The organism is Treponema sp. OMZ 790 (assembly GCF_024181285.1).
Classification (GTDB): domain Bacteria; phylum Spirochaetota; class Spirochaetia; order Treponematales; family Treponemataceae; genus Treponema_B.
In genome coordinates this window covers 610129-628463 of the sequence record NZ_CP051201.1, presented here as the reverse complement: position 1 = coordinate 628463, position 18335 = coordinate 610129, and the positions used below count along the sequence as shown (strand labels likewise).

The 18335-nt window shown below is 38.9% G+C and carries 18 protein-coding genes; 7 read left to right on the top strand and 11 right to left on the bottom strand.

Annotation, left to right across the window (positions count from 1 at the left end; genetic code table 11):
• Positions 1–141: 141 nt before the first annotated feature.
• From E4O01_RS02920 to E4O01_RS02895, 6 genes are all read right to left on the bottom strand, one after another.
• Entirely contained in the window at positions 142–1599 is a 1458-nt protein-coding gene (locus E4O01_RS02920; RefSeq protein ID WP_253694216.1) for a hypothetical protein, read from the bottom strand.
• Between the two features lies 1 nt (position 1600).
• Entirely contained in the window at positions 1601–2356 is a 756-nt protein-coding gene (locus tag E4O01_RS02915; RefSeq protein ID WP_253694214.1) for an outer membrane lipoprotein-sorting protein, read from the bottom strand.
• 403 nt (positions 2357–2759) lie between these two features.
• The gene (locus tag E4O01_RS02910) at positions 2760–4094 is read right to left on the bottom strand and encodes an ABC transporter permease (protein ID WP_253694212.1); all 1335 of its coding nucleotides are present in this window, start codon (positions 4092–4094) and stop codon (positions 2760–2762) included.
• An 18-nt stretch (positions 4095–4112) separates the two neighbouring features.
• Positions 4113–5633, bottom strand: a complete 1521-nt coding sequence (locus E4O01_RS02905) for an ABC transporter permease (protein WP_253694211.1) — start codon at positions 5631–5633, stop codon at positions 4113–4115.
• A complete protein-coding gene (locus E4O01_RS02900; RefSeq protein WP_253694209.1) occupies positions 5634–6083 on the bottom strand; it encodes a hypothetical protein in 450 nt (149 codons plus the stop codon).
• Positions 6084–6114: 31 nt separating this feature from the next.
• The gene (locus tag E4O01_RS02895; RefSeq protein ID WP_253694207.1) at positions 6115–6867 is read right to left on the bottom strand and encodes an ABC transporter ATP-binding protein; all 753 of its coding nucleotides are present in this window, start codon (positions 6865–6867) and stop codon (positions 6115–6117) included.
• A gap of 611 nt (positions 6868–7478) precedes the next feature.
• On the opposite strand from E4O01_RS02895, the gene nrdD reads away from it, so the two are divergent.
• Together nrdD and E4O01_RS02885 are read left to right on the top strand one after the other, a co-directional pair.
• On the top strand, positions 7479–7766 hold the full coding sequence (nrdD, locus tag E4O01_RS02890) for an anaerobic ribonucleoside-triphosphate reductase (protein ID WP_253694205.1): 288 nt from the start codon (positions 7479–7481) through the stop codon (positions 7764–7766).
• On the top strand, positions 7766–8509 hold the full coding sequence (locus E4O01_RS02885; RefSeq protein ID WP_253694203.1) for an anaerobic ribonucleoside-triphosphate reductase activating protein: 744 nt from the start codon (positions 7766–7768) through the stop codon (positions 8507–8509). Before nrdD ends, E4O01_RS02885 begins: the two co-directional genes overlap by 1 nt.
• 2 nt (positions 8510–8511) lie before the next feature.
• On the opposite strand, the gene E4O01_RS02880 is transcribed toward E4O01_RS02885, so the two are convergent.
• Both E4O01_RS02880 and E4O01_RS02875 read right to left on the bottom strand, forming a co-directional pair.
• Positions 8512–9033, bottom strand: a complete 522-nt coding sequence (locus tag E4O01_RS02880; RefSeq protein WP_253694201.1) for a DUF2147 domain-containing protein — start codon at positions 9031–9033, stop codon at positions 8512–8514.
• Positions 9034–9079: 46 nt separating this feature from the next.
• Positions 9080–10372, bottom strand: coding sequence for a Na+/H+ antiporter family protein (locus E4O01_RS02875; protein WP_253694199.1), 1293 nt, complete (start codon positions 10370–10372; stop codon positions 9080–9082).
• A gap of 182 nt (positions 10373–10554) precedes the next feature.
• Here E4O01_RS02875 and E4O01_RS02870 point away from each other — a divergent pair, with 182 nt between their 5' ends.
• The 5 genes from E4O01_RS02870 (at position 10555) to E4O01_RS02850 (ending at position 14050) form a co-directional block, all read left to right on the top strand.
• On the top strand, positions 10555–10869 hold the full coding sequence (locus tag E4O01_RS02870) for a PadR family transcriptional regulator (protein WP_253676630.1): 315 nt from the start codon (positions 10555–10557) through the stop codon (positions 10867–10869).
• A gap of 12 nt (positions 10870–10881) precedes the next feature.
• Positions 10882–12075, top strand: a complete 1194-nt coding sequence (locus tag E4O01_RS02865; RefSeq protein WP_253694197.1) for a DUF4097 family beta strand repeat-containing protein — start codon at positions 10882–10884, stop codon at positions 12073–12075.
• A gap of 1 nt (position 12076) precedes the next feature.
• Positions 12077–12607: a DUF1700 domain-containing protein gene (locus E4O01_RS02860; RefSeq protein WP_253694196.1), complete on the top strand. Its 531-nt coding sequence runs from the start codon at positions 12077–12079 to the stop codon at positions 12605–12607.
• Between the two features lie 180 nt (positions 12608–12787).
• Positions 12788–12976, top strand: a complete 189-nt coding sequence (locus E4O01_RS02855; protein ID WP_253694194.1) for a hypothetical protein — start codon at positions 12788–12790, stop codon at positions 12974–12976.
• Positions 12977–13072: 96 nt separating this feature from the next.
• Positions 13073–14050, top strand: coding sequence for a DUF4097 family beta strand repeat-containing protein (locus E4O01_RS02850; RefSeq protein ID WP_253694192.1), 978 nt, complete (start codon positions 13073–13075; stop codon positions 14048–14050).
• A 74-nt stretch (positions 14051–14124) separates the two neighbouring features.
• Here the strand turns inward: E4O01_RS02850 and ruvA are convergent, their stop codons facing one another.
• From ruvA to E4O01_RS02835, 3 genes are read right to left on the bottom strand one after another with little or no spacing between them, the layout of a single operon-like run.
• Complete coding sequence (gene ruvA / locus E4O01_RS02845) at positions 14125–14730, bottom strand: Holliday junction branch migration protein RuvA (RefSeq protein ID WP_253694190.1); 606 nt, start codon at positions 14728–14730, stop codon at positions 14125–14127.
• Positions 14723–15259 carry a crossover junction endodeoxyribonuclease RuvC gene (gene ruvC / locus E4O01_RS02840; RefSeq protein ID WP_253694188.1) on the bottom strand — a complete coding sequence of 179 codons (537 nt, stop codon included), beginning with the start codon at positions 15257–15259 and terminating at the stop codon, positions 14723–14725. The genes ruvA and ruvC overlap by 8 nt, the downstream gene beginning before the upstream one ends.
• 37 nt (positions 15260–15296) lie before the next feature.
• The gene (locus E4O01_RS02835) at positions 15297–18308 is read right to left on the bottom strand and encodes an insulinase family protein (protein ID WP_253694186.1); all 3012 of its coding nucleotides are present in this window, start codon (positions 18306–18308) and stop codon (positions 15297–15299) included.
• Positions 18309–18335: the final 27 nt, after the last annotated feature.

Here is an 18335-nt window from a genome sequence, read left to right as displayed (position 1 = left end):
TCCGTGGCGGGAGATCAATCCAATCCGGCAAGAGGCGAGTCGAGGACGCGAAGCGAATAAAAATTAACCGGAGGCGTATCTTTGATACGTCGAGGATTAATTTTTATGAAGCGACAAAGTCATCGGCCGCATATTGCCGGATTAGAAGGTGCCGCCGCCTAGGCGGAATGATAAGGTATACCCTATTCCACCCTTTGTCTTTGACTTAGAACTCAAGGGATAGCTAAAAGAAGGGCCTGTACTCATGCTTGCAAATTTATATATCTTCCAGTTAAGAGTGAGTTTTGAAAAGCCTTCAAGTTCCGATATTGCAAATTGCTGAAAAAGGTTTAGGCTCAACTTATCGGTACCGAGCTTATTTTGGCTTATATTAAATGCGATGTAGTGTTGACCGATATTCCCCATAGCTAAAACATTTTGTACCTTTTCCCTAAATGCAGCATTAAACAGCAAAGCAGGATTTTTTGCTTGATCCAAAATATTTACAGCTGCATCCGTATTTGAATAGCCGAAGCCGTTGTAAAAATATTGCAAGGCTATGCTTGTGTGTGTGTCATCATTTGAGTAAGAACCGCCGAGGGTAGCCTGAAAAAAGGGCTTACTTTTTTCAGAAGCAGGAGTCATATCTGTCTCATAATATGTATAGTCGCTTCCCCATGCAAAAACTCCCTCACCGAAGACGGCGACCTTGCCTGCTATACTGCCTGAAAGGGTTGTAACAAGACGGGGAGCTTTTTTGTATTTGTACCAGCCGCCTACACCCAATTCCCAGTTTCCGATAACAAACTCGCCCTTTGCTGCCCCTGCCGTGTATTTGGGATCAAAGCCGTCTCCTTGCCCGGGAGGCAATAGGTAGAGCCAGATATTGTGCTGGGTTTTGGGAATTATTATGTGGGTTCTTAAAGAAAGCCCCCCTTCCCTATCCGCTGTAGGATCTTCAGGATCTATTCTTGAAATATTTATAACGTCAGCAGGGCTGTAAAAATAACCTGTACCCCATTTTACCGCATGTTTTCCAAAACGGAAAAAGGCAATATCCTTGGCGGAAAAATCCGTGTAAAGCTCTTGTATTTTGATATTCGGCACACCTGAACTTTCAACAAAAACCGGTAATTTTAAACCGGCAAATGTAGGAGGTATACCGGGAACAGATGGAATAATTGCAGCCCCTTGTCCCGATAAGCTCTTCTCAAAGGGAAAGCCGAAAATGAACTTTCCATAAAGTTTTAAGTCTTCGAAAGGGCGGGCATCAAAAAAGAGACTTCCGTTTAAGTTTGTATTAAAAGTACCTTTTCCGTCTTTAAAAGATTTCATGTAATCGTCTTTCTTTGAATAAGGATCTTCCCAAGCATAATTTATGCCCATCGAAGAACCCAAACTTCCGCCTATTCTCAATTTTTTTGCTTCAAGAGTAAGGCTCGCTTTTTCAAGATCGGCCTTAAACTTTAAATTGCTCTTACTGTCTGAACGGGCTTCCTCAGCAGAAATAATCGTATCTTCCTCCCCTCCAAAAAGTTCATCTTCCAAATTGGAAGAGTTTTCTTGTGCAAATACAAAAAATGGAAGAAAGGCAAAAATAAAAATTATAATTTTTTTCATATTAGTTTATCTTCTCCAAATAAGCCTTTGTAAAAACTACATCATCAATTCTTGCAGTACTAAAATCTTGAAATATCTGCGTTGTTTTTTCTCCCTTTATAAGTTCATTGATATATATTTGATGTACGGGAAGAGGCAGACCTTCAACCTTTGCGTATTTTGGCATAAGCGTAGTTCTCATATGCTTTCCGCTTGCACCGTAACTTTCTATTTTTAAGACAAGATGCTCATCTTTTCGCACAAAGAATTTTTCTTGAGCATATGTTGCATCTTTTTGCAAGGCCTTAGCCGTTACCGCATAAACTTCATACTTACCGACCTTTGCTTCTTCAATTTTAAGAATTTCCCAAGCCTGCCTAAACTCGGATTTTTTATTTACATCCGATAATTTTGTATCGCTGTTTGCCAAATTCTTTTTAAGCGAAGAATGAGTAAACTGGTGAGCAATCGGGTCATAAAACCAAAGGTTATCTTTTTCTTGCAGATAACCGTTTCCCTTATCTGCTTCAGGTGCAAGTTGAATAAGAGTTGTTTGGTCTTTCTTATCACGCCTGAAAAGTTTAAACTGAACAACCTCCTTAGGTTGATTAGGTTTTTCGACAATCAGCGTGAGAGTGCTGGTAAAATCTTTTTCAAAATTCCCCCTGTCGAAAACCTTGTCCATAATCTTATACATTTCCTCCGTCGAAGGAACCTCAGCAAATGCCGCCATGCTTACAAAAAAAGCAATGAGCACAATCAAAAATTTCTTGTTCATAACCTCTCCTATAAAAACTTTTTGTAAGGATTATCAAATCCTGAAAAAAGTTTTTTCAAGTAGTTTTGCATCTTGCAAAACTACATACAATAACACGATGTTTTGTGCTCTTGCACAAAACTCGGAAGATAAATAGTGAGGCAGAATCCCTGCCGAACTATTTATCGAATCTCCCATAAAAACTTTTTGCAGCAAATATCAGATCCTTACGGCTCTGTTCTGCAAGGAAATTTTTCATCGTATCCGCTAAAGCGGATAGCGAATCAGCTTCCGAAAAAAGTTTTTTCACGCGGTCTGTTTACAAACCGCATACAATAATACGATGTTTTGTGCTTTGCACAAAACTCGGAAGATAAATAGTGAGGCAGAATCCCTGCCGAACTATTTATCGAATCTCCTTAAATTATTTTCCTGACCTAAGCGCTTCGGCAGGAATCATATTAGCGGCTCTTGAAGCTGAGCCCCTTACCGTGAGCAGGGTTAAGCCCAACATTATCGCAAACTTTAATAAAACTAAAAGCGCCGATAAGTTCCATGTAAAGTATCCGTTTTTGGTGAAGACCGAAAAGGGAGAATCCGAGGCAATAGGAATAAAGGATATAACCTGCATTACGATAACCGCAAGGACAAAACCGCATACGGCTCCAAACAAGGACAAAAATGAAGCTTCTGCAAGGAAAAGATGTCTTACGTGTCTTCTCATAATACCGCAAGAGCGCATGGTTCCGACTTCACCCCTTCTTTCATGTACGATAATTTTAAAGGTGTTTGAAATACCGATCATCGTAATAACCAAGAGCACAACCAAAACGCCGAAACTTATACCGTTTAAGGTATTCATCAGGGTAACCATTTGCGGTGCAAAATCATAAAAAGAAGCTACACCGAATTTTGTTCCTTCCCACTTTCCTTCTTCAAGCTGTTTAAGTACATTGTTTGCAGGCTGTGAAGGACTAATTTGTCGTGCAAGAGCTCTGCTTGTAGCCGGGCCTGCTTCTCCGAATTTTTTTTCGAGCATCTGAGCATAAGCTTCCTGCATGTCGGAATTTTTTAAGAAAAGAGAATATACTTCTATACTGTCTTTTTCAAGTTCCGTAACTTTTTGCAAATAATCAAAATTGATGTAATTTGTAATTCCGCCGAACGGAGAGCGGTTTACTGCAATTCCTTCTACTTGAAGTTCAATAACGGTAAGCTGACCTTTCGAGGTCTTGGTTTCAAGTAAAACGATGTCGTGTAAATCTACATTTAAGGTTTCCGCTACCGATTCGGAAAGAAGAATTGCATTTTCTTTTTTCATGGCTTCCCAGCTTCCTTCTTTAAAAAGAATACTGTCATGTAGAATTTTTTCTTCATCAAATTTGCAGCCGTCAATTTGAGAGCTAACTTCTTTTCCTTCAAAGATGAGCTTACCAAATGCACGGCTTCTTTTTATGGTGTAAATGGTATCGATGCCCAAATCTTTCACGGTTTTTTCTACAAACTCTATATCTTTTGCATCCATATAAATCTGAGCCGGATCATCGGCATTTTTATCAGCTGCCTTTTTTGAACCGATTATATAGACATGACCGCCTACAATTTTTGAAATTTCTCCTGCCATGCTGTTTAAGGCTCCGGAAGTCATGCCGTCCATAAAGATAACGACAAAGAAAGCAAAGGCTATTGCAAAAACCAAAAGAATACTTCGCCTTTTTTGTCTGTTTAAATTCCTAAACGCTATTTTTAATATATTCATAATCTATTCTTCCTTAATTTAACGGTTGATTGCTTCAAGAGGGCTTATCTTTAAGGCAAACCTTACAGGATACCAGTTTGCGGCAAGGCCTGCTAAAAGCATTGCAGCCATTGTCCAAAGAGCAGAAACGGCAGAAATACTTACTCTTATTTGCTTTCCGCCGAACATGGCTGCAAGTATATCTCCAACTCTGATATTAAAAGCATTAACTACGGCTGCCCCGATAAGAGCAAGCACCAAGCCTATAAAAACTCCTACACAGGACATAAAAAACGATTCCGCAAAAAATATCTTTCTTACAAAGCCTTTTTTAGCACCTATAGCCCTCATTGTTCCTATTTCGGAACTTCTTTGCATAACGGCAACAACAAGCGTATTCATTATAACGATTAAAACTACCACGGAAAGAATAGCAAGCATCGTAATAAAAAGAGTTCTTGTGCCTTCTATAGCTCCATAATACATAGCCATTCCGAGAGTCCAGTCCAAGGCCTGAGCATTTATTCCTTCTTCCTTAAACCAGTCGTTTAATGTTTTAATTACACTTTGAGTTTTTGAAGAATCATTAAGCTTTATTACGATATGATGCCACGCCTCGTTGTCCGCAAGGTTGAGTTGATCGCGCAACTCGGTACTTCCCAAAAGATTTTCATAATCAATCTTTGTGTTTGAGCTCGCAGCAGTGTCTATAATATCCGAATCGAAATCATCCGAAAAAAGTTCATCTTCCGATTTTTCTGAAAGGCTTAGATCGACAGAATCGGGAATTGCCGCTGCAGTCCTCGCTCCCAGTGTCATATCTGCAAGAATGCGGGTTGTGTCTACATCAAAGTAAGCTATTCCGTCTATCGCCGTATCGGGATGAGTATAATCGAAAAAGCCTGTTATAATAACTTTTTGCTGTCTTGCCTTTCCTGCAAAGGCAGAAATCAATATTTCGTCTCCGAGCTTTAAAGTTCTGCCATAGTAATCTTCAAATCTCTTTTTTCTATCGCGGGGAAGCATGGCAAATTTTCCGTTTGAAGATTTGGGGAATTCGCCTTCATAAATTTTAATCGTATCGAAAAGATTTTTATAGCTTTCAGGCTCAATGCCCAGAATCTGTACATACGGAAAAGAGCTTCTATTCTTGTCCTCAGGCTCCCATGAATCGGGAAGATCAACAGGCTTAAGCATTCCGCTTGCAAAAACCGAATTGGTAAGGCCTTTTACTTCGGGAAGGCTTTCAACCTTGGACTTAACCTTTTCAAAAGGAACCAGATAAGGCATCTTAGGTCTATCCATGCTGACACTTACCGTCTGAAAAACTCCCAAAAGCTGAACCATTATACTGTCTTTTTCAGGTTTACCGGTAATTAAAACATCGCCTGAAAAATCGCTTATACATACATCCTGAGTTTGCTGTAATGAAAAATTTAGGATACCGAAACCTAAGATAACCAAAAAGGTTCCTATTCCTATAAGCGATAAGGTAATAATCATCTTTGCCTTATTTGCAAAAAGATTTTTTACCGCCATTTTAAAAATCGTCTTATTCATTTACTTTTCTCCCATTAATTTTTCAGGGTGCGTTAGAATCTCATAATCTTTATCAGAAAGCTCCCAAATTAAAGACTTTACTACAGGAATATCATCCATGTATGCAAGCTTATAGTTTGAGAATATATACATATTTACCCTCAACTCATCTCTATTTTTCAACACATATCGGTACAAAACTTCAGCATCTTTTGGCTTATCTTTAAAAATACCAAAAGGATTTTCAGCACCTGCGTTTCCTGCACCTTCCCCTATTATTTCAGCCAAAATAGTCCGCTCTCTTTCTTCACTAAGCGTAAATAAGAGCTTATCATCTGCATCGTAAACAAAGATAACTTCTTTCCCTTTATAATCAGCTTCCTCAGAAAGATTCTTGTTATTCTCTTTTGCCGTACATGAACCCAGCAAAAGCGACAAAAAAATAGTTAGTATCAAAATTTTATTTTTCATAATATTAACCTCACAGCATCAACCTAATTTTCTAAACATTAGTTTTTGTATCTTCGAGAATTTGACCGTCCAAAATCTTAATGCGGTGGTCCGTCATATCTACAATCTTTGAATCATGAGTCGAAAAGATAAAGGTTGTTTTAAGTTCCCTGTTTACCTCTTTCATAAGTTCCAATATTTGGATACCCGTTTTTGAGTCAAGGTTTGCAGTAGGTTCATCAGCCAAAACTATTTGAGGTTTTGTAGCCAAGGCTCTTGCAATTGCAACCCTCTGTCTTTGACCTCCTGAAAGCTCGTTCGATTTATGGTGCTTCCATTCGCTTAAACCAACTTTGTCTATTAAATAGTTAATCCATTCTTTTTGTTTTGCTTTACTTTCTTTTGCTCTTCCAAACAAAAGCGGGAACTCTATATTTTCGTATACGTTTAAAACAGGTACAAGGTTAAATGATTGAAAGATAAAACCCAAATATTCGTGCCGGAGCACCGTCATCTTTTTATCCAATTTGTTAGGAACCTTAACTTTTTTATTTTGTTTTTTTAAAAGAGAAGCAAAATCCGATTCCTTATAAATACTCTCATTATTTATGATAAGTTCCCCGCCTGAGGGTGTGTCGATCAATCCTATCATATTGAGGATAGTAGATTTCCCCGAACCTGAAGGCCCCGAAATCGAAACGAATTCTCCTTGCTCAATAGCAAAATCTACGCCTTTTACAGCTTCAACCAAGACCTTCCCCAACGGATAAGTCTTTTTTAAGTTTTTAACTTGTACAATATTCATACAAACCTCCTATTACAAGTTGTGCATATTATATCAAAAAAAATTAAAACGAGCATTTACGGGAGCTTACATTTTAATTTTCCGCCTTACATTTTTGTAAGTTTACATATTTTCAGGTCACTTTACCAGTGACAAAAGTCATTTTTTAAGTAAACAATCGTCATATCATTTACATATTAAATTAACCTTTGCGAAGCTCAAGCGCAGCTTGAGCGCTTGGCGTGCTCTGCGGTTTATTTTCGGTGTTTGAGTTATCCGCAAAGGATATAACGAGTTATCTAGCTAGATAGTATACACAAATCCCAATTCTTGTCAATACACACAGATAAAATTTTAATCTTTAAAAGCTATATTTACTGAATTTTAAGGAAGTCTTTGTAAGATTTTCCATAATGATTCCTTTGCGAAGCTCAAGCGTAGCTTGAGCGCTTGGCGCGCTCTGCGGTTTATTTTTAACGGTTTTCATTTTTACATACATCAAGATAAAGAAAATTGTAAAAATTCTCTAATTTTTACAATTTTTTGCTTGACAAACACTATATATAGTGTTAGAATAGCCGATATAAGATATAGAACGCTAAATACGTTCTATAAAAAAGTGGGAGGAAACAATGAGAGACATTGAAAAAGTCAATGCAGAAATTGAAGAAGTAAAAAAGGAACTTGAAAATGTTCACGGTACGGGAACAGAGGTTTATGCCAGAATCGTAGGCTACTACCGCTCTGTCCGCAACTGGAACAAGGGAAAACGAGAAGAATATAATCATAGAATTATGTTCTCGGCCGAAAACGACAGAATCGAAAAGACTCAATCGGAAGGCTGCTGCCCGTCCATCAGCGGTTCCTTAAACTTTTCAAATTCGGAAAATCTTTCAGAAAAAAAAGAACAAATAGCCTAATGCTTGCAGGTTTACAAAAAACCACCTTAGTTAATTTTCCCCGCCGCGTTTCTGCGGCGGTTTTTTTGCCCGGCTGTAACATGCGATGTCCTTACTGCCACAATGCCGAACTGGCCCTAGCCTCTCCTTCTTCTTTTAACGGAAATCCTGAAAGCCAAAATGATTATTATGAGCTTTCCGAAATTTATGACTTTTTGGAAAAAAGAAAAAATCTTATCTCAGGCCTTGTAATATCGGGAGGAGAACCTCTTATGTCTCCGGCCTTGTTTGAACTAATCGAAAGGGCTAAATATTTGGAGCTTGCGGTTAAAATAGATACAAACGGTCTTTTTCCCGAACGGCTGGAAGAAATTTTAAGCTCCCAAAATCTTAAACCCGACATGATAGCCCTCGATGTAAAAACCTCTCCTGAAAGATACGGAGAGCTTTTAGCTTCAAAAACCGCTTCAGCTGCCGAAAAAGCAAAGGCTTCCCTTTTAAAAACCATAGATATTTTAAAATCAAACAGCGGTAAAATTGAAACAGAATACAGAACGGTTTTAGCCCCTCCTCTGGTATCTGAAGCCGAAATAAAAAAAATAGCCTCCCTCCTGCCTAAAAATGCAAGATGGAGGCTTGCCCAATTTGTACCGGGAGTCTGCTTGACCCCTGAATGGAATTCGGTAGAGCCTTATCCGCTTTCTACCGCTCAAGGCCTTACAGCTGCCGCAAAAAGCCTTATTCCCGATACGGAATTACGCTGATATTATTTTTTAATAACATTATTTTTGATCAATTCATCGGTTTCGGCCTTGTCCGTTCTAAGCCAATACTGGCTACGGCCTATACCAAGACCTATTTCGCCGCGCATTTCAAGGGTGTCGGTCTTGTATTTTTTTCCGTCAGCCTTGTGAAATTTTATTTTACAATAGTAATACTTGCCGTCACCCGGATCGATGATATAGCCCTTATGCCATGAACCGGCTTCTTTTTTTACAAGACCGTAAATAAAGGGAGTTCCGACAAGCGGCATCTCATTTACCTTTCCGGCTTTCGGAAATCCCTTATAGGATTCCTTACAAGAAGATGCAAGCTCTTCAGGATCATGTCCTACCGTAACAAGCATCTCACCAAAAAGTTTCCCGTCTTTTTCATAAATATTCCAGACGCCGGTAACCTCATTCGTTTTTTCGTCTACACTTTTCCATAAACCTATAACAAGGTCTTGAGAAAAACAGACAAGAGCAAAAATCAAAAAGAAAACAAAAATAAATACTCTTTTCTTCATTACAAATAAACCTCCAAAAGAAAACGTTATATATTTATCGGTAATTTTATAGAATCATGGCAGCAATTAAGCCTGCAATTAAAAGCGGGATATTAAAGTGCAAGAATGTCGGCACACAGGTATCCCAAATATGATTATGCTGTTTATCGGCATTTAAACCGCTCGTCGGCCCCATTGTTATGTCCGAAGCAGGAGCACCGGCATCTCCCAATGCACCGGCCGTTCCTACAAGACAGGCAATTGCAAGAGGACTGAAGCCGAGTTTTAAGCCGAAGGGTACATATAATGTGGCAATAATCGGAATGGTTCCGAATGATGTACCTATTCCCATTGTGATGGCTAAGCCTATTAAAAGCATAACCAAAGCACCGAGGAATTTATTGTTTCCTACCAATGCGATACTGGAAGCAACAAGGGTATCAAGGCTGCCGGTTTCTATTATAATCTTTGCAAAACCTCCTGCAACCAGCATAATAAAAGCAAGGCTTCCCATTAATCTTATACCGTGAGCTATCTTTGCATCCGCATTTTGCAAATCAATATTTCCGCTTATAAGCAAAATAATTATACCTGCAATACAGCCTAACGGCATTGACTGGGTTAGTATTTGTACTACACAGCCGACAACTATTGCAAAAATAGCAAACCATTCTTTCCGCTTAAATTGTATTTCATAATCCATATTAAATTCAAAATTTCTTTGTTCATAATCTCTCGGTTTTCTATAAGATATAAAAATGGAAATCAGCCAGCCTATAACTAGCGCAATAGCAGGAATAATCATCGCCTTCCAAACATCACCGGCCTTAAAAGGCAATCCGTTTTCCGTCATTGCTTTTGAAACAATCGAGTGAAAAATAAACCCAAATCCCACGGGAAATACAAAATAAGACCACTTCATTGAAAATGTTAAATTACAAGCAACGGCACGTCTGTCGAGCTTCATACTGTTCATTATAACCAAAATAGGAGGAATAACGATAGGGATCCAAGCAATGTGAACAGGCAATATAGTCTGACTCAACGTTCCGAATATTAAAAACAAAAACAATAGTAAGTATTTTCTGTTATTCAAATGTCTAGAAATTTTTACCGTAATAAATTCTACAATAGAAGTTTCGCTTATTGAAGCCGCCAGCACACCCAGCAAAACGTAAGAGAGGGCTGTTTCTACATTATCGCCCATACCGTCAAGCATTGCCTCCATAGCTGCTGTAAGACTTAAGCCTCCTACCAAGCCGCCGAGCAGACCTGAAATAATGATAGAAATCATAACATTAACCTTGAACAAACACAAAACCGTCAAGATTAAAACAGAAAATATTAAAGGATTTATCATAGACACTCCCATATCAATAAAATAACCGGAGAATAATAACATATCCTTGTAAATTTGTCAAATTTTTTTATAAAAATTTATATTTATACTTGACATAATATTATATTTTATATAATATATAAATATAAATGATATAGTAAAGCATATTATATCATACCAAATATACTAAGGAGGTTAACGGGATGATTTTTTCGATAAACACCGGTTTGCTTGAAGCCTGCGTTTTGGCTCTTTTAAAAGATTCGGATTCTTACGGTTACAAGCTGACGCAGGACGTTAAAAGCCTTCTTCCCATATCGGAATCCACCTTATACCCGGTCTTAAAAAGGCTGCAAACAAGCGGATATCTGGAGACCTATGACCAGCCGATTGACGGAAGAAACCGCAAATACTACAAAATAACTCCTGCTGGTTTAAGGCAGCATGAGCTTTATATTGAAGAATGGAAATCCTATAAGGATTTAATAGATAAAATTTTTAAGGGCACAGCCCTTTAGGAGGTAAAAAGAATGACAAAGGATCAATTTTTAACGGAACTCAATTCTTATCTTTCGGTTTTAAAACCTGAGGACAGAAAAAATACGATCGAGTTTTATGAAGAATATTTTGAGGATGCCGAAAACGAAGAGGCTGCAATTGAAGAACTCGGCTCTCCGAAAAAACTGGCCGAAGAAATAATAGATTTTCATAAGGCTTCATATAAAGGAGAAAACACCGAAATTTCAAAACAATTTTCTCCGGATGAAAACATCTCGGAAATTGTTTTAAACATAACGGCTGCGAGCGTTTCGATAAATGCTTCACAAAAAGAAAAAATTGAGTATATTACTCAAAACATCGCAGATGATGATTTTTCGGCGAAGATTGAAAACGGTAAGCTTATAATAAAGGAAAAACCGGTTTTCTTTTTCAGCAAAAAAGGTTTTACCGCATTTTTGGAAAACTGTAATATAAACACCTCTTTTAATACAGGCAAAAGAGAAATCTCCATAAACATTCCCGAAAATACAAATCTTGTAAAGCTCGAATTTAATTCGCAGATGGGTTCTTTAAAAATAGAAGATGTAAATATAGAAGTTATTGAAGGTTATACGACTTGCGGAAATTTTTCGGTAAAAAGCGGTCTACATAAAAATATAGATTTTAATACTTCCGCCGGCTCTATAAAGATGAGCGATTTGGATATTGAAAGCATGAAGCTTTCTTCTTCGGCAGGTTCCATTAAATTCGAAAACATAAAGTCTGACAATATCTCTGCTTCGACAGGAGCCGGAACAATCGATTTTACAAAAACCGAAAGCTCTTACATCAAGGCAAATTCGGGAGCCGGAAATATAACCGGAAATGAATTAAAATCGGATAGAGGAAAATTCAATACAGGAGCGGGAACGAATAAATTCCAAAAATGCGATTTTAATGAAGCTATATTAAACACCGGAGCAGGAAGCATAATATTCCAAGGAAATTTACACAGTTATGCTAAAATCAATTCCGGCATAGGGCCGGTAGATCTTAATTTACCGAAAGAAATAGAAAATTACGATATAAGTATTTCTTCAAACCAAGGCAGCATAAAACTGAACGGGAAAAATATAGAAAGAGGAGGCGACAGGATAAATCTCGGAAGTAAAAATGCAAACACAAATATAAAAATCAACACAAGCTTCGGAAAAATTAAAATAATTACCAAGGAAGGAGAATAAAATGAAAAGAAGGGAATTTATAGAAGAACTTGAAGACAGGCTCCGGCACCTGCCCTACAAAGACAGGAAAGAAGCCGTCAAATTCTATGAAGAATATTTTGATGAGGCAGGAGTTGAAAATGAGCAAAACGTAATAAATGAGCTTAGAAGTCCGGCCCACATTGCTTCAAAAATTCTTTCGGACTATGCCGTAAAAGAAGCCGAAGGAGCAAGAAAATCGGCAAGAGGAGGTTTAAGAGCCATCTGGTTTACAATCCTCGGAATCTTTGCAGCTCCGATTGCTATTCCGGTGGCTGTAGCACTCACAATAGTAATAGTCCTATTATGCGTAGGGCTTTGTGTTGCATGTGTTGCTCTAATTTTTGGAGGAGGCATTTTAGCAGTATTCGGTTTCGGTATGCTTTTTGTAGACTTCGGTACGGGCGTTCTTTTGATAGGACTCATTTTGGTAGCCATAGGTCTTACGAGGCTTTTGTATTTCTTTGTCACTGCGATTATAAAAAAGATATCGCAGCTGGTAAAAAAAATCTAAATTTTTAATGGAGTACCGATAAACAATTCGGCAGAAATTCCGCCTCACTGTTTATCTTCGAGTTTTGTGCAAAGCACAAAACATCGTATTATTTGTATGTAGTTTTGCAAATACAAAACTACTTGAAAAAACTTTTTTCGCAAATTGATATTTGCTGCAAAAAGTTTTTATGGAGGGAAAATGTTAATTGGTTTTTTAATTATGGTTTTTATTTTTGGAATTCTTGCTGCGGTCTTTGGGATTGTCGGGGGAATTTTAGCTCTTGCCTTTAAACTGGTTTTTTGGCTGATACCGGTTTTATTTGTAGGTGCAATTGTTGTGGGTATTCCAGCTTTGATAATACTCGCTATTATTAAATTATTAAGGTAACTGATAAACAATTCGGCAGAAATTCAGCCTCATTGTTTATCTTCGAGTTTTGTGCAAAGCACAAAACATCAAGCATAGTTTAAGGAGAGAATTTATATGAATAAAATAGGAAAGACGGTTTTAATTATTTTTTTGGGACTTATGCTTGTCGGCATAGGTTATATTTTAGGCGGAAGACTTTTTTATAAATCTAAGCATAGAATCCGTGAAAGGAATTTTATTGACAGAGCTTATAATAAAATAATGTCGGCAGCAGGAAACATAGAAGATATGGCAGATGATATAGAAGATGCCGCAGAAAATATTGAATCTTTGGGGGATGATATGAACGAGTATTTTGGAGATGAGTACGAAAAGGCTGAAACCATCAGCCTAAACGGGATTAAGAATTTTTATCTTAAATCGGAAGTTGCAGAAGTCAGGATCGAAATAATCGATAAAGAAGATGAAGCTTATTATAAGATTTACCGAATTAATCCCAAATATTTTGATGTAGAAAAAAAAGGAGACACAATCAGCTTTGAAGACAACACACCTTCAAAATTCTTTAAAACCATAGGTTTTAATTTTAAAAAACATTCTGCAAAAATATATATCGGTCTGCCGCGAAACATGGTATTTAATAATTTTGAAATAAAAAGCGGAGTCGGCGAACTGGATATTCATAATATAAATATAGAAAAATTTACTCTTTCAGCCGGAGTCGGAGAAGTAAATATTTATGACGCAAAGATAGAAAAAGAAGCTGCCATCAGAGCCGGGGTTGGAGAAGTCAACTTTAAAGACTCAATCGTAAAAAATATGGATGTAAGATCGGGTGTGGGTTCTTTTAGTTTTTCAGGTAAGGCATTAGGTAAAACGTCTATCAAAGGCGGCATAGGCGAAGCAGACCTTAAAATAGACGGCTCTGCAAAAGATTATGACTTTGATGTAAGTGCAGGCTTAGGCGAAGTACGCATAAACGGTAAAAAATCAAAGACCTTTTTAGCCGATAGACAAAAAGAAACAGGTGCCGAAAACACAATCACCGTCAAAGGCGGAATAGGCTCGGTAAGCATCAGGTTTAAAGATTAAACCGGGTTTAAGGATTAAACAAGGTTTAAAAATTAAACCTGAGTTTAAGGATTAAAAATTGATGCGGCGCAGGTTCAGCTTAAAGCGACGATTGAACGTCTAAAAAGTTCTTCTTCGTTTTTAAGAGGATCGGAACCTGCGGCCTTCATTTCTTCGGCTATTTTTTCGACTTGGGTGATGACGGATTTTCTTTCAAAGCCCATATCGGTTAAGGCCCTTACAATGTCTTCGTATTCGGAAGAAACTAAAGCCTGCCCCTTTGAGGAAGTCTCGTTTAAATTGGTGAGTTTTCCTTTTAAGGCAAGAATCATTTTTTGAGCCGTCTTTTTACCTACTCCGGGGGCCTTTTGAAGGGTGTCAAGGTCTCCCTCTTCCAAGGCTTTTTCAAGAGAAGAAGCATTTAAGCCCGACATTATCTTTAAGGCTTGACGCGGCCCTACCCCCTCAACCTTTGTAAGATCCAAAAATAGAGAGCGCTCGGCTTGGTTGGGAAAACCGAAAAGCCTCATCTGATCTTCCCTGTGATAAAGCCATGTATAGACCTTCACTTCCCTTCCCACAGGGCTGAAAGCATCGAGGGCCAGGGCCGAAACAAAGATTTCCCATTCAATGCCCGAATTTTCAACATAGACCGAATCGGTAGTCTTACCGCTTAAAAGTCCCGAAATACTGTTAAACATAGGCTTGCACCTCCCCTACATCTCCCAAATTTATTTTTGTAATGGCTGCGGCCAAAGCATCGGCTGCATGGTCGGGCTTAGGAATTTCCTTTAAACCTAAAATTAATTTTACCGCTTCCTGTACCTGCTTTTTTTCGGCTTGAGCGATTCCCGTTACAGCCTTCTTTATGGAATTCGGAGCATACTCCCCTACCCTCACTCCCCCTTGGGCCAAGGCCAAAAGAACCACACCTCGGGCCTCCGAAACGGACATAGCGCTCGTAGCATTTTTGGCAAAATAGAGGGTTTCAATACCGGCCTCCTTAGGCCTGTATTTTGCAATGAGCTCGGAAACCTTATCGAAGATTTTTAAGAGCCTCTCCCCTTGCGGAAGATGAGAGTCTGTACATATTGCGCCGTATTCTATACATTCAAAGCGGTTATTCGAAAAGCTTATAATTCCATAACCCGTATTTGCCAAGCCCGGATCAATCCCTATCACGCAGGGTTTGAGATTTTTTTTATTTGAAGCTGCTTTTAAAATACCCATCTATTCTATAAAATTCCTTAAAGCCATTCCATACTTCTTAAACCTTCTCTGAAAGAATGGGAGCAGGATAAAATTCTTTGACAGCATCTTTTTGAGAAAGGGCTGTATCCGAAGCCAGCACTACCGAAGAAAGAGAATCCTTTTGAGCCGATAGTTTTTTTGCACAAGACCTCAAGTCATCAGCCGTAGTCTCAAGCATCCTTTCAACCATTTCTTTTTTTTCGGAATAAGAAATCCCTGAAAGAAGGTTCCTAAAGGCTGCCGCCCCCTTTGCCGCAGGCGTAAGCGGAACTATCTCCCTGCTGTATCTTCCCGTAATAAGCTTTTCGATTGTCTCTTCCGAAAAATCTTCGCTCAATGTTTGGTCTATCGAGTTTAAGAATTCCAAAAGAGAGTTTATCGGATTCGGATCCCTATAGGAGACAAAGGCTAAAAGTTCTTCCAAGGACATAGGAACGGTAAAGGCTCCGTAGGCCCCTCCTATGCTTCTTATCTTTTCCCACATCGGGCCGCTTGAAAGCCACTTACACAAGATAGACTCTGAGGCTTGCTCCTTTGAGCCGAACTGAGCCGATTTAAAAACCGAAACTGCAAAACCTACTTGGAGGGAAGCCGGAATAAGCTCAAGCCTGTTTTGTTCCGCCTGCTTAAATTTAAAAGGATTTTCAAAGACAATCTTATCTGCCTCATCCGGAGCCTTAAAATCTTTTAAGTTTTTTTCAAGGGCGGTTTTTAAAGAGGCAAGATTTTCTTTTGTACCCGTAAGCTCGATAATCAAACCCGAGCTCATAATCGATTTATATATTGAAGCCAGTTTTTTTGACAGTTTATTCAGTTCGGAATTATCTTCCCTTACTTTTGAATATAGACTTCTTAAAAAGTTAAGTTGGGTTAATCCTGAAAGCATCTCCCTCCGTGCATTTTTTTCGGATAGAGGAGCATTAGCCCTAAGAAGAGCGAGGCTGTTTCCGTCAAGGGCAAGGAGACTTTCAAAATCGTTTTTGCGCTGGGTAACCAAATCATTTAATCGTTTTGTATCGTCAAAAGAAATTTCGTTTAAAAAGCTCAAAACAAAGGAGACAGCTTCTGGAATCAATTCGCCGAGAATCTTCCCCGAAAGAAAAAGCCAATCCCTTCCGGCTATATCGGAGATCCTTAACTTATCGGTATTTTTAAGAAGAGAAAGATTTTTGTTTGCGGTAAAAACGGCAGCACTTGCCGAAAAGCCTCCCATTAAATTTGCGAGCGTAGAAGAAACCTCGCTCCATGAAAGGCTGTCAGTTCCCATCCCGGTGATGCAGCTTGAAAGAAGGGGCAGGTATTTATAATCTTCTTCACTTAAGGCGTCTACAGGAAAAGCTAATTGAAAATAACCTATTCCGTTTGTAGGCTGTTCGTGCATAACAAGTGGAACCTTTCCGATAAGGGCAAGTTCTTCAGGACTTGGAGGCGGAAGAGGAGGCAGATCTTTTTTTGACAAGTGAGGAATGAGGGCGAGCATTTCGGGAGAGTCGCTTTTTTGCTTAAACTCATTCATCTTCTCCTGTTCTTTAAGCATTGCCCTTCGATCCTCATCCGTCAAACCTGCATTAAAATTTTCGGCTCTTTTTTCGAGACTTTCGTCCAAGCGTTTACAAAAATCGGCATCAGGGTAAACTCTTACAAGGGCATGATGCTTATTCTTTATCAAATACTTTTCAATCAGCTTTTCGATATACCGCTTATCGGAGGCAAGATCTTTTTTTACCTTCTCGAATACAGGCGTGTATTGGAGAGTTTTTTCGGGACTTACCCCGTAGGCCCAGCCTGCCATAGCCCTCTCCATAAGGTTGATACCGAAGGGGCCGTAATTTCTCCTGATTTCCCTGTTGCTAAAATCTATTGCGTGGACAGCCGTTTCAATTTCTTTAGGATCGATACCTTTTTTTACAAGCTCTTCAAGAGCTTCAAAGACAAGCTTTTTAAAATCTTCATGCTTTCCCTTTTCAATCCCCTTCATTCCGATTGTGAGGGTTATGTTCCTAAGACTCTTTCCGATTCCGTTATACGGGTAAAGGTCTTCCCCTATTCCGGACTCAAGGAGAACCTTATTTAAGTATGCCCCGCTGTGCCCTATTAAAACCTCTCCTATAAGATAGGCCTGCATAAGTTTTTCGGTATCGGAAGTTTCGGGAAGAAGCCAGTTAAGCATGACCGCATCCTTGAGTGATGCTTCTTCCTCGGCGGAAGCCGAGCCGCCGGCAGGAGCCGGTACCGAAAAGAAGCGTGGTTCAGTATAGGCTTCAATCGGCGGAACAAATGGAGGCTTTTCGGCAGCTTCAAATTTGGAAAGGAATTTTTCTTCTAAAAATTTCATCTGCTTTTCGGTCGGAATATTTCCCATCAAAAAAATTCGGCAGTTTACGGGATGATAGTATTTTTTGTGAAAGGCCTTGTATTCTTCATAGGTTAAATCGGGAATCTCCAATGGAGAGCCGCCAGAATCTTTAGCATAGATACTGCCCTGACAAATGGAAGAAGCAGCCCAATCATACATCACCCCGTCAAAGTCGGAATAATTTGCCCTCATCTCGTTTAAGACAACTCCCTGCGCGCTCATCTTTCCGTTTTCGTCAAGCTCGAAGCGGTGGCCTTCCTGCTTAAAGGCCCATTCATCAAGATTGGGAAAAAAGACGGCATCCCCGTAAACCGACATAAGGTTAAAATAATCGGCTTCAACCACGGAGCTTGCAGGATAGACAGTCTTATCGGGATAGGTCATTGCATTTAAAAAGGTATTTACGCTCTGCTTTGCCAAAACCATAAAGGGGTCTTTAAGCGGATAGTTTTTAGAACCGCATAAAACCGTGTGCTCGATAATGTGGGCGACTCCCGTCGAATTGGGAGAGCTCGTCATAAAATTATATGAAAAAAGATTTTCATCGTCATCGTTTAAAACATGATAAAGTTCCAGTCCTGTCTTTTTATGCCTTGCATAAATGCCTACAGCATTAAATTCGGGTAAGGGATTTTTGCTTATAATTTCAAAGCCGTGAATAAGATTGCTCATAAGATCTTCCTAAAATTATATTAAGAT

Coding starts and splice junctions, on each gene's coding strand:
- E4O01_RS02920 (WP_253694216.1), bottom strand. CDS start 1,599: ATGAAAAAAATTATAATTTTTATTTTTGCCTTTCTTCCATTTTTTGTA.
- E4O01_RS02915 (WP_253694214.1), bottom strand. CDS start 2,356: ATGAACAAGAAATTTTTGATTGTGCTCATTGCTTTTTTTGTAAGCATG.
- E4O01_RS02910 (WP_253694212.1), bottom strand. CDS start 4,094: ATGAATATATTAAAAATAGCGTTTAGGAATTTAAACAGACAAAAAAGG.
- E4O01_RS02905 (WP_253694211.1), bottom strand. CDS start 5,633: ATGAATAAGACGATTTTTAAAATGGCGGTAAAAAATCTTTTTGCAAAT.
- E4O01_RS02900 (WP_253694209.1), bottom strand. CDS start 6,083: ATGAAAAATAAAATTTTGATACTAACTATTTTTTTGTCGCTTTTGCTG.
- E4O01_RS02895 (WP_253694207.1), bottom strand. CDS start 6,867: ATGAATATTGTACAAGTTAAAAACTTAAAAAAGACTTATCCGTTGGGG.
- nrdD (WP_253694205.1), top strand. CDS start 7,479: ATGAGAGACATTGAAAAAGTCAATGCAGAAATTGAAGAAGTAAAAAAG.
- E4O01_RS02885 (WP_253694203.1), top strand. CDS start 7,766: ATGCTTGCAGGTTTACAAAAAACCACCTTAGTTAATTTTCCCCGCCGC.
- E4O01_RS02880 (WP_253694201.1), bottom strand. CDS start 9,033: ATGAAGAAAAGAGTATTTATTTTTGTTTTCTTTTTGATTTTTGCTCTT.
- E4O01_RS02875 (WP_253694199.1), bottom strand. CDS start 10,372: ATGATAAATCCTTTAATATTTTCTGTTTTAATCTTGACGGTTTTGTGT.
- E4O01_RS02870 (WP_253676630.1), top strand. CDS start 10,555: ATGATTTTTTCGATAAACACCGGTTTGCTTGAAGCCTGCGTTTTGGCT.
- E4O01_RS02865 (WP_253694197.1), top strand. CDS start 10,882: ATGACAAAGGATCAATTTTTAACGGAACTCAATTCTTATCTTTCGGTT.
- E4O01_RS02860 (WP_253694196.1), top strand. CDS start 12,077: ATGAAAAGAAGGGAATTTATAGAAGAACTTGAAGACAGGCTCCGGCAC.
- E4O01_RS02855 (WP_253694194.1), top strand. CDS start 12,788: ATGTTAATTGGTTTTTTAATTATGGTTTTTATTTTTGGAATTCTTGCT.
- E4O01_RS02850 (WP_253694192.1), top strand. CDS start 13,073: ATGAATAAAATAGGAAAGACGGTTTTAATTATTTTTTTGGGACTTATG.
- ruvA (WP_253694190.1), bottom strand. CDS start 14,730: ATGTTTAACAGTATTTCGGGACTTTTAAGCGGTAAGACTACCGATTCG.
- ruvC (WP_253694188.1), bottom strand. CDS start 15,259: ATGGGTATTTTAAAAGCAGCTTCAAATAAAAAAAATCTCAAACCCTGC.
- E4O01_RS02835 (WP_253694186.1), bottom strand. CDS start 18,308: ATGAGCAATCTTATTCACGGCTTTGAAATTATAAGCAAAAATCCCTTA.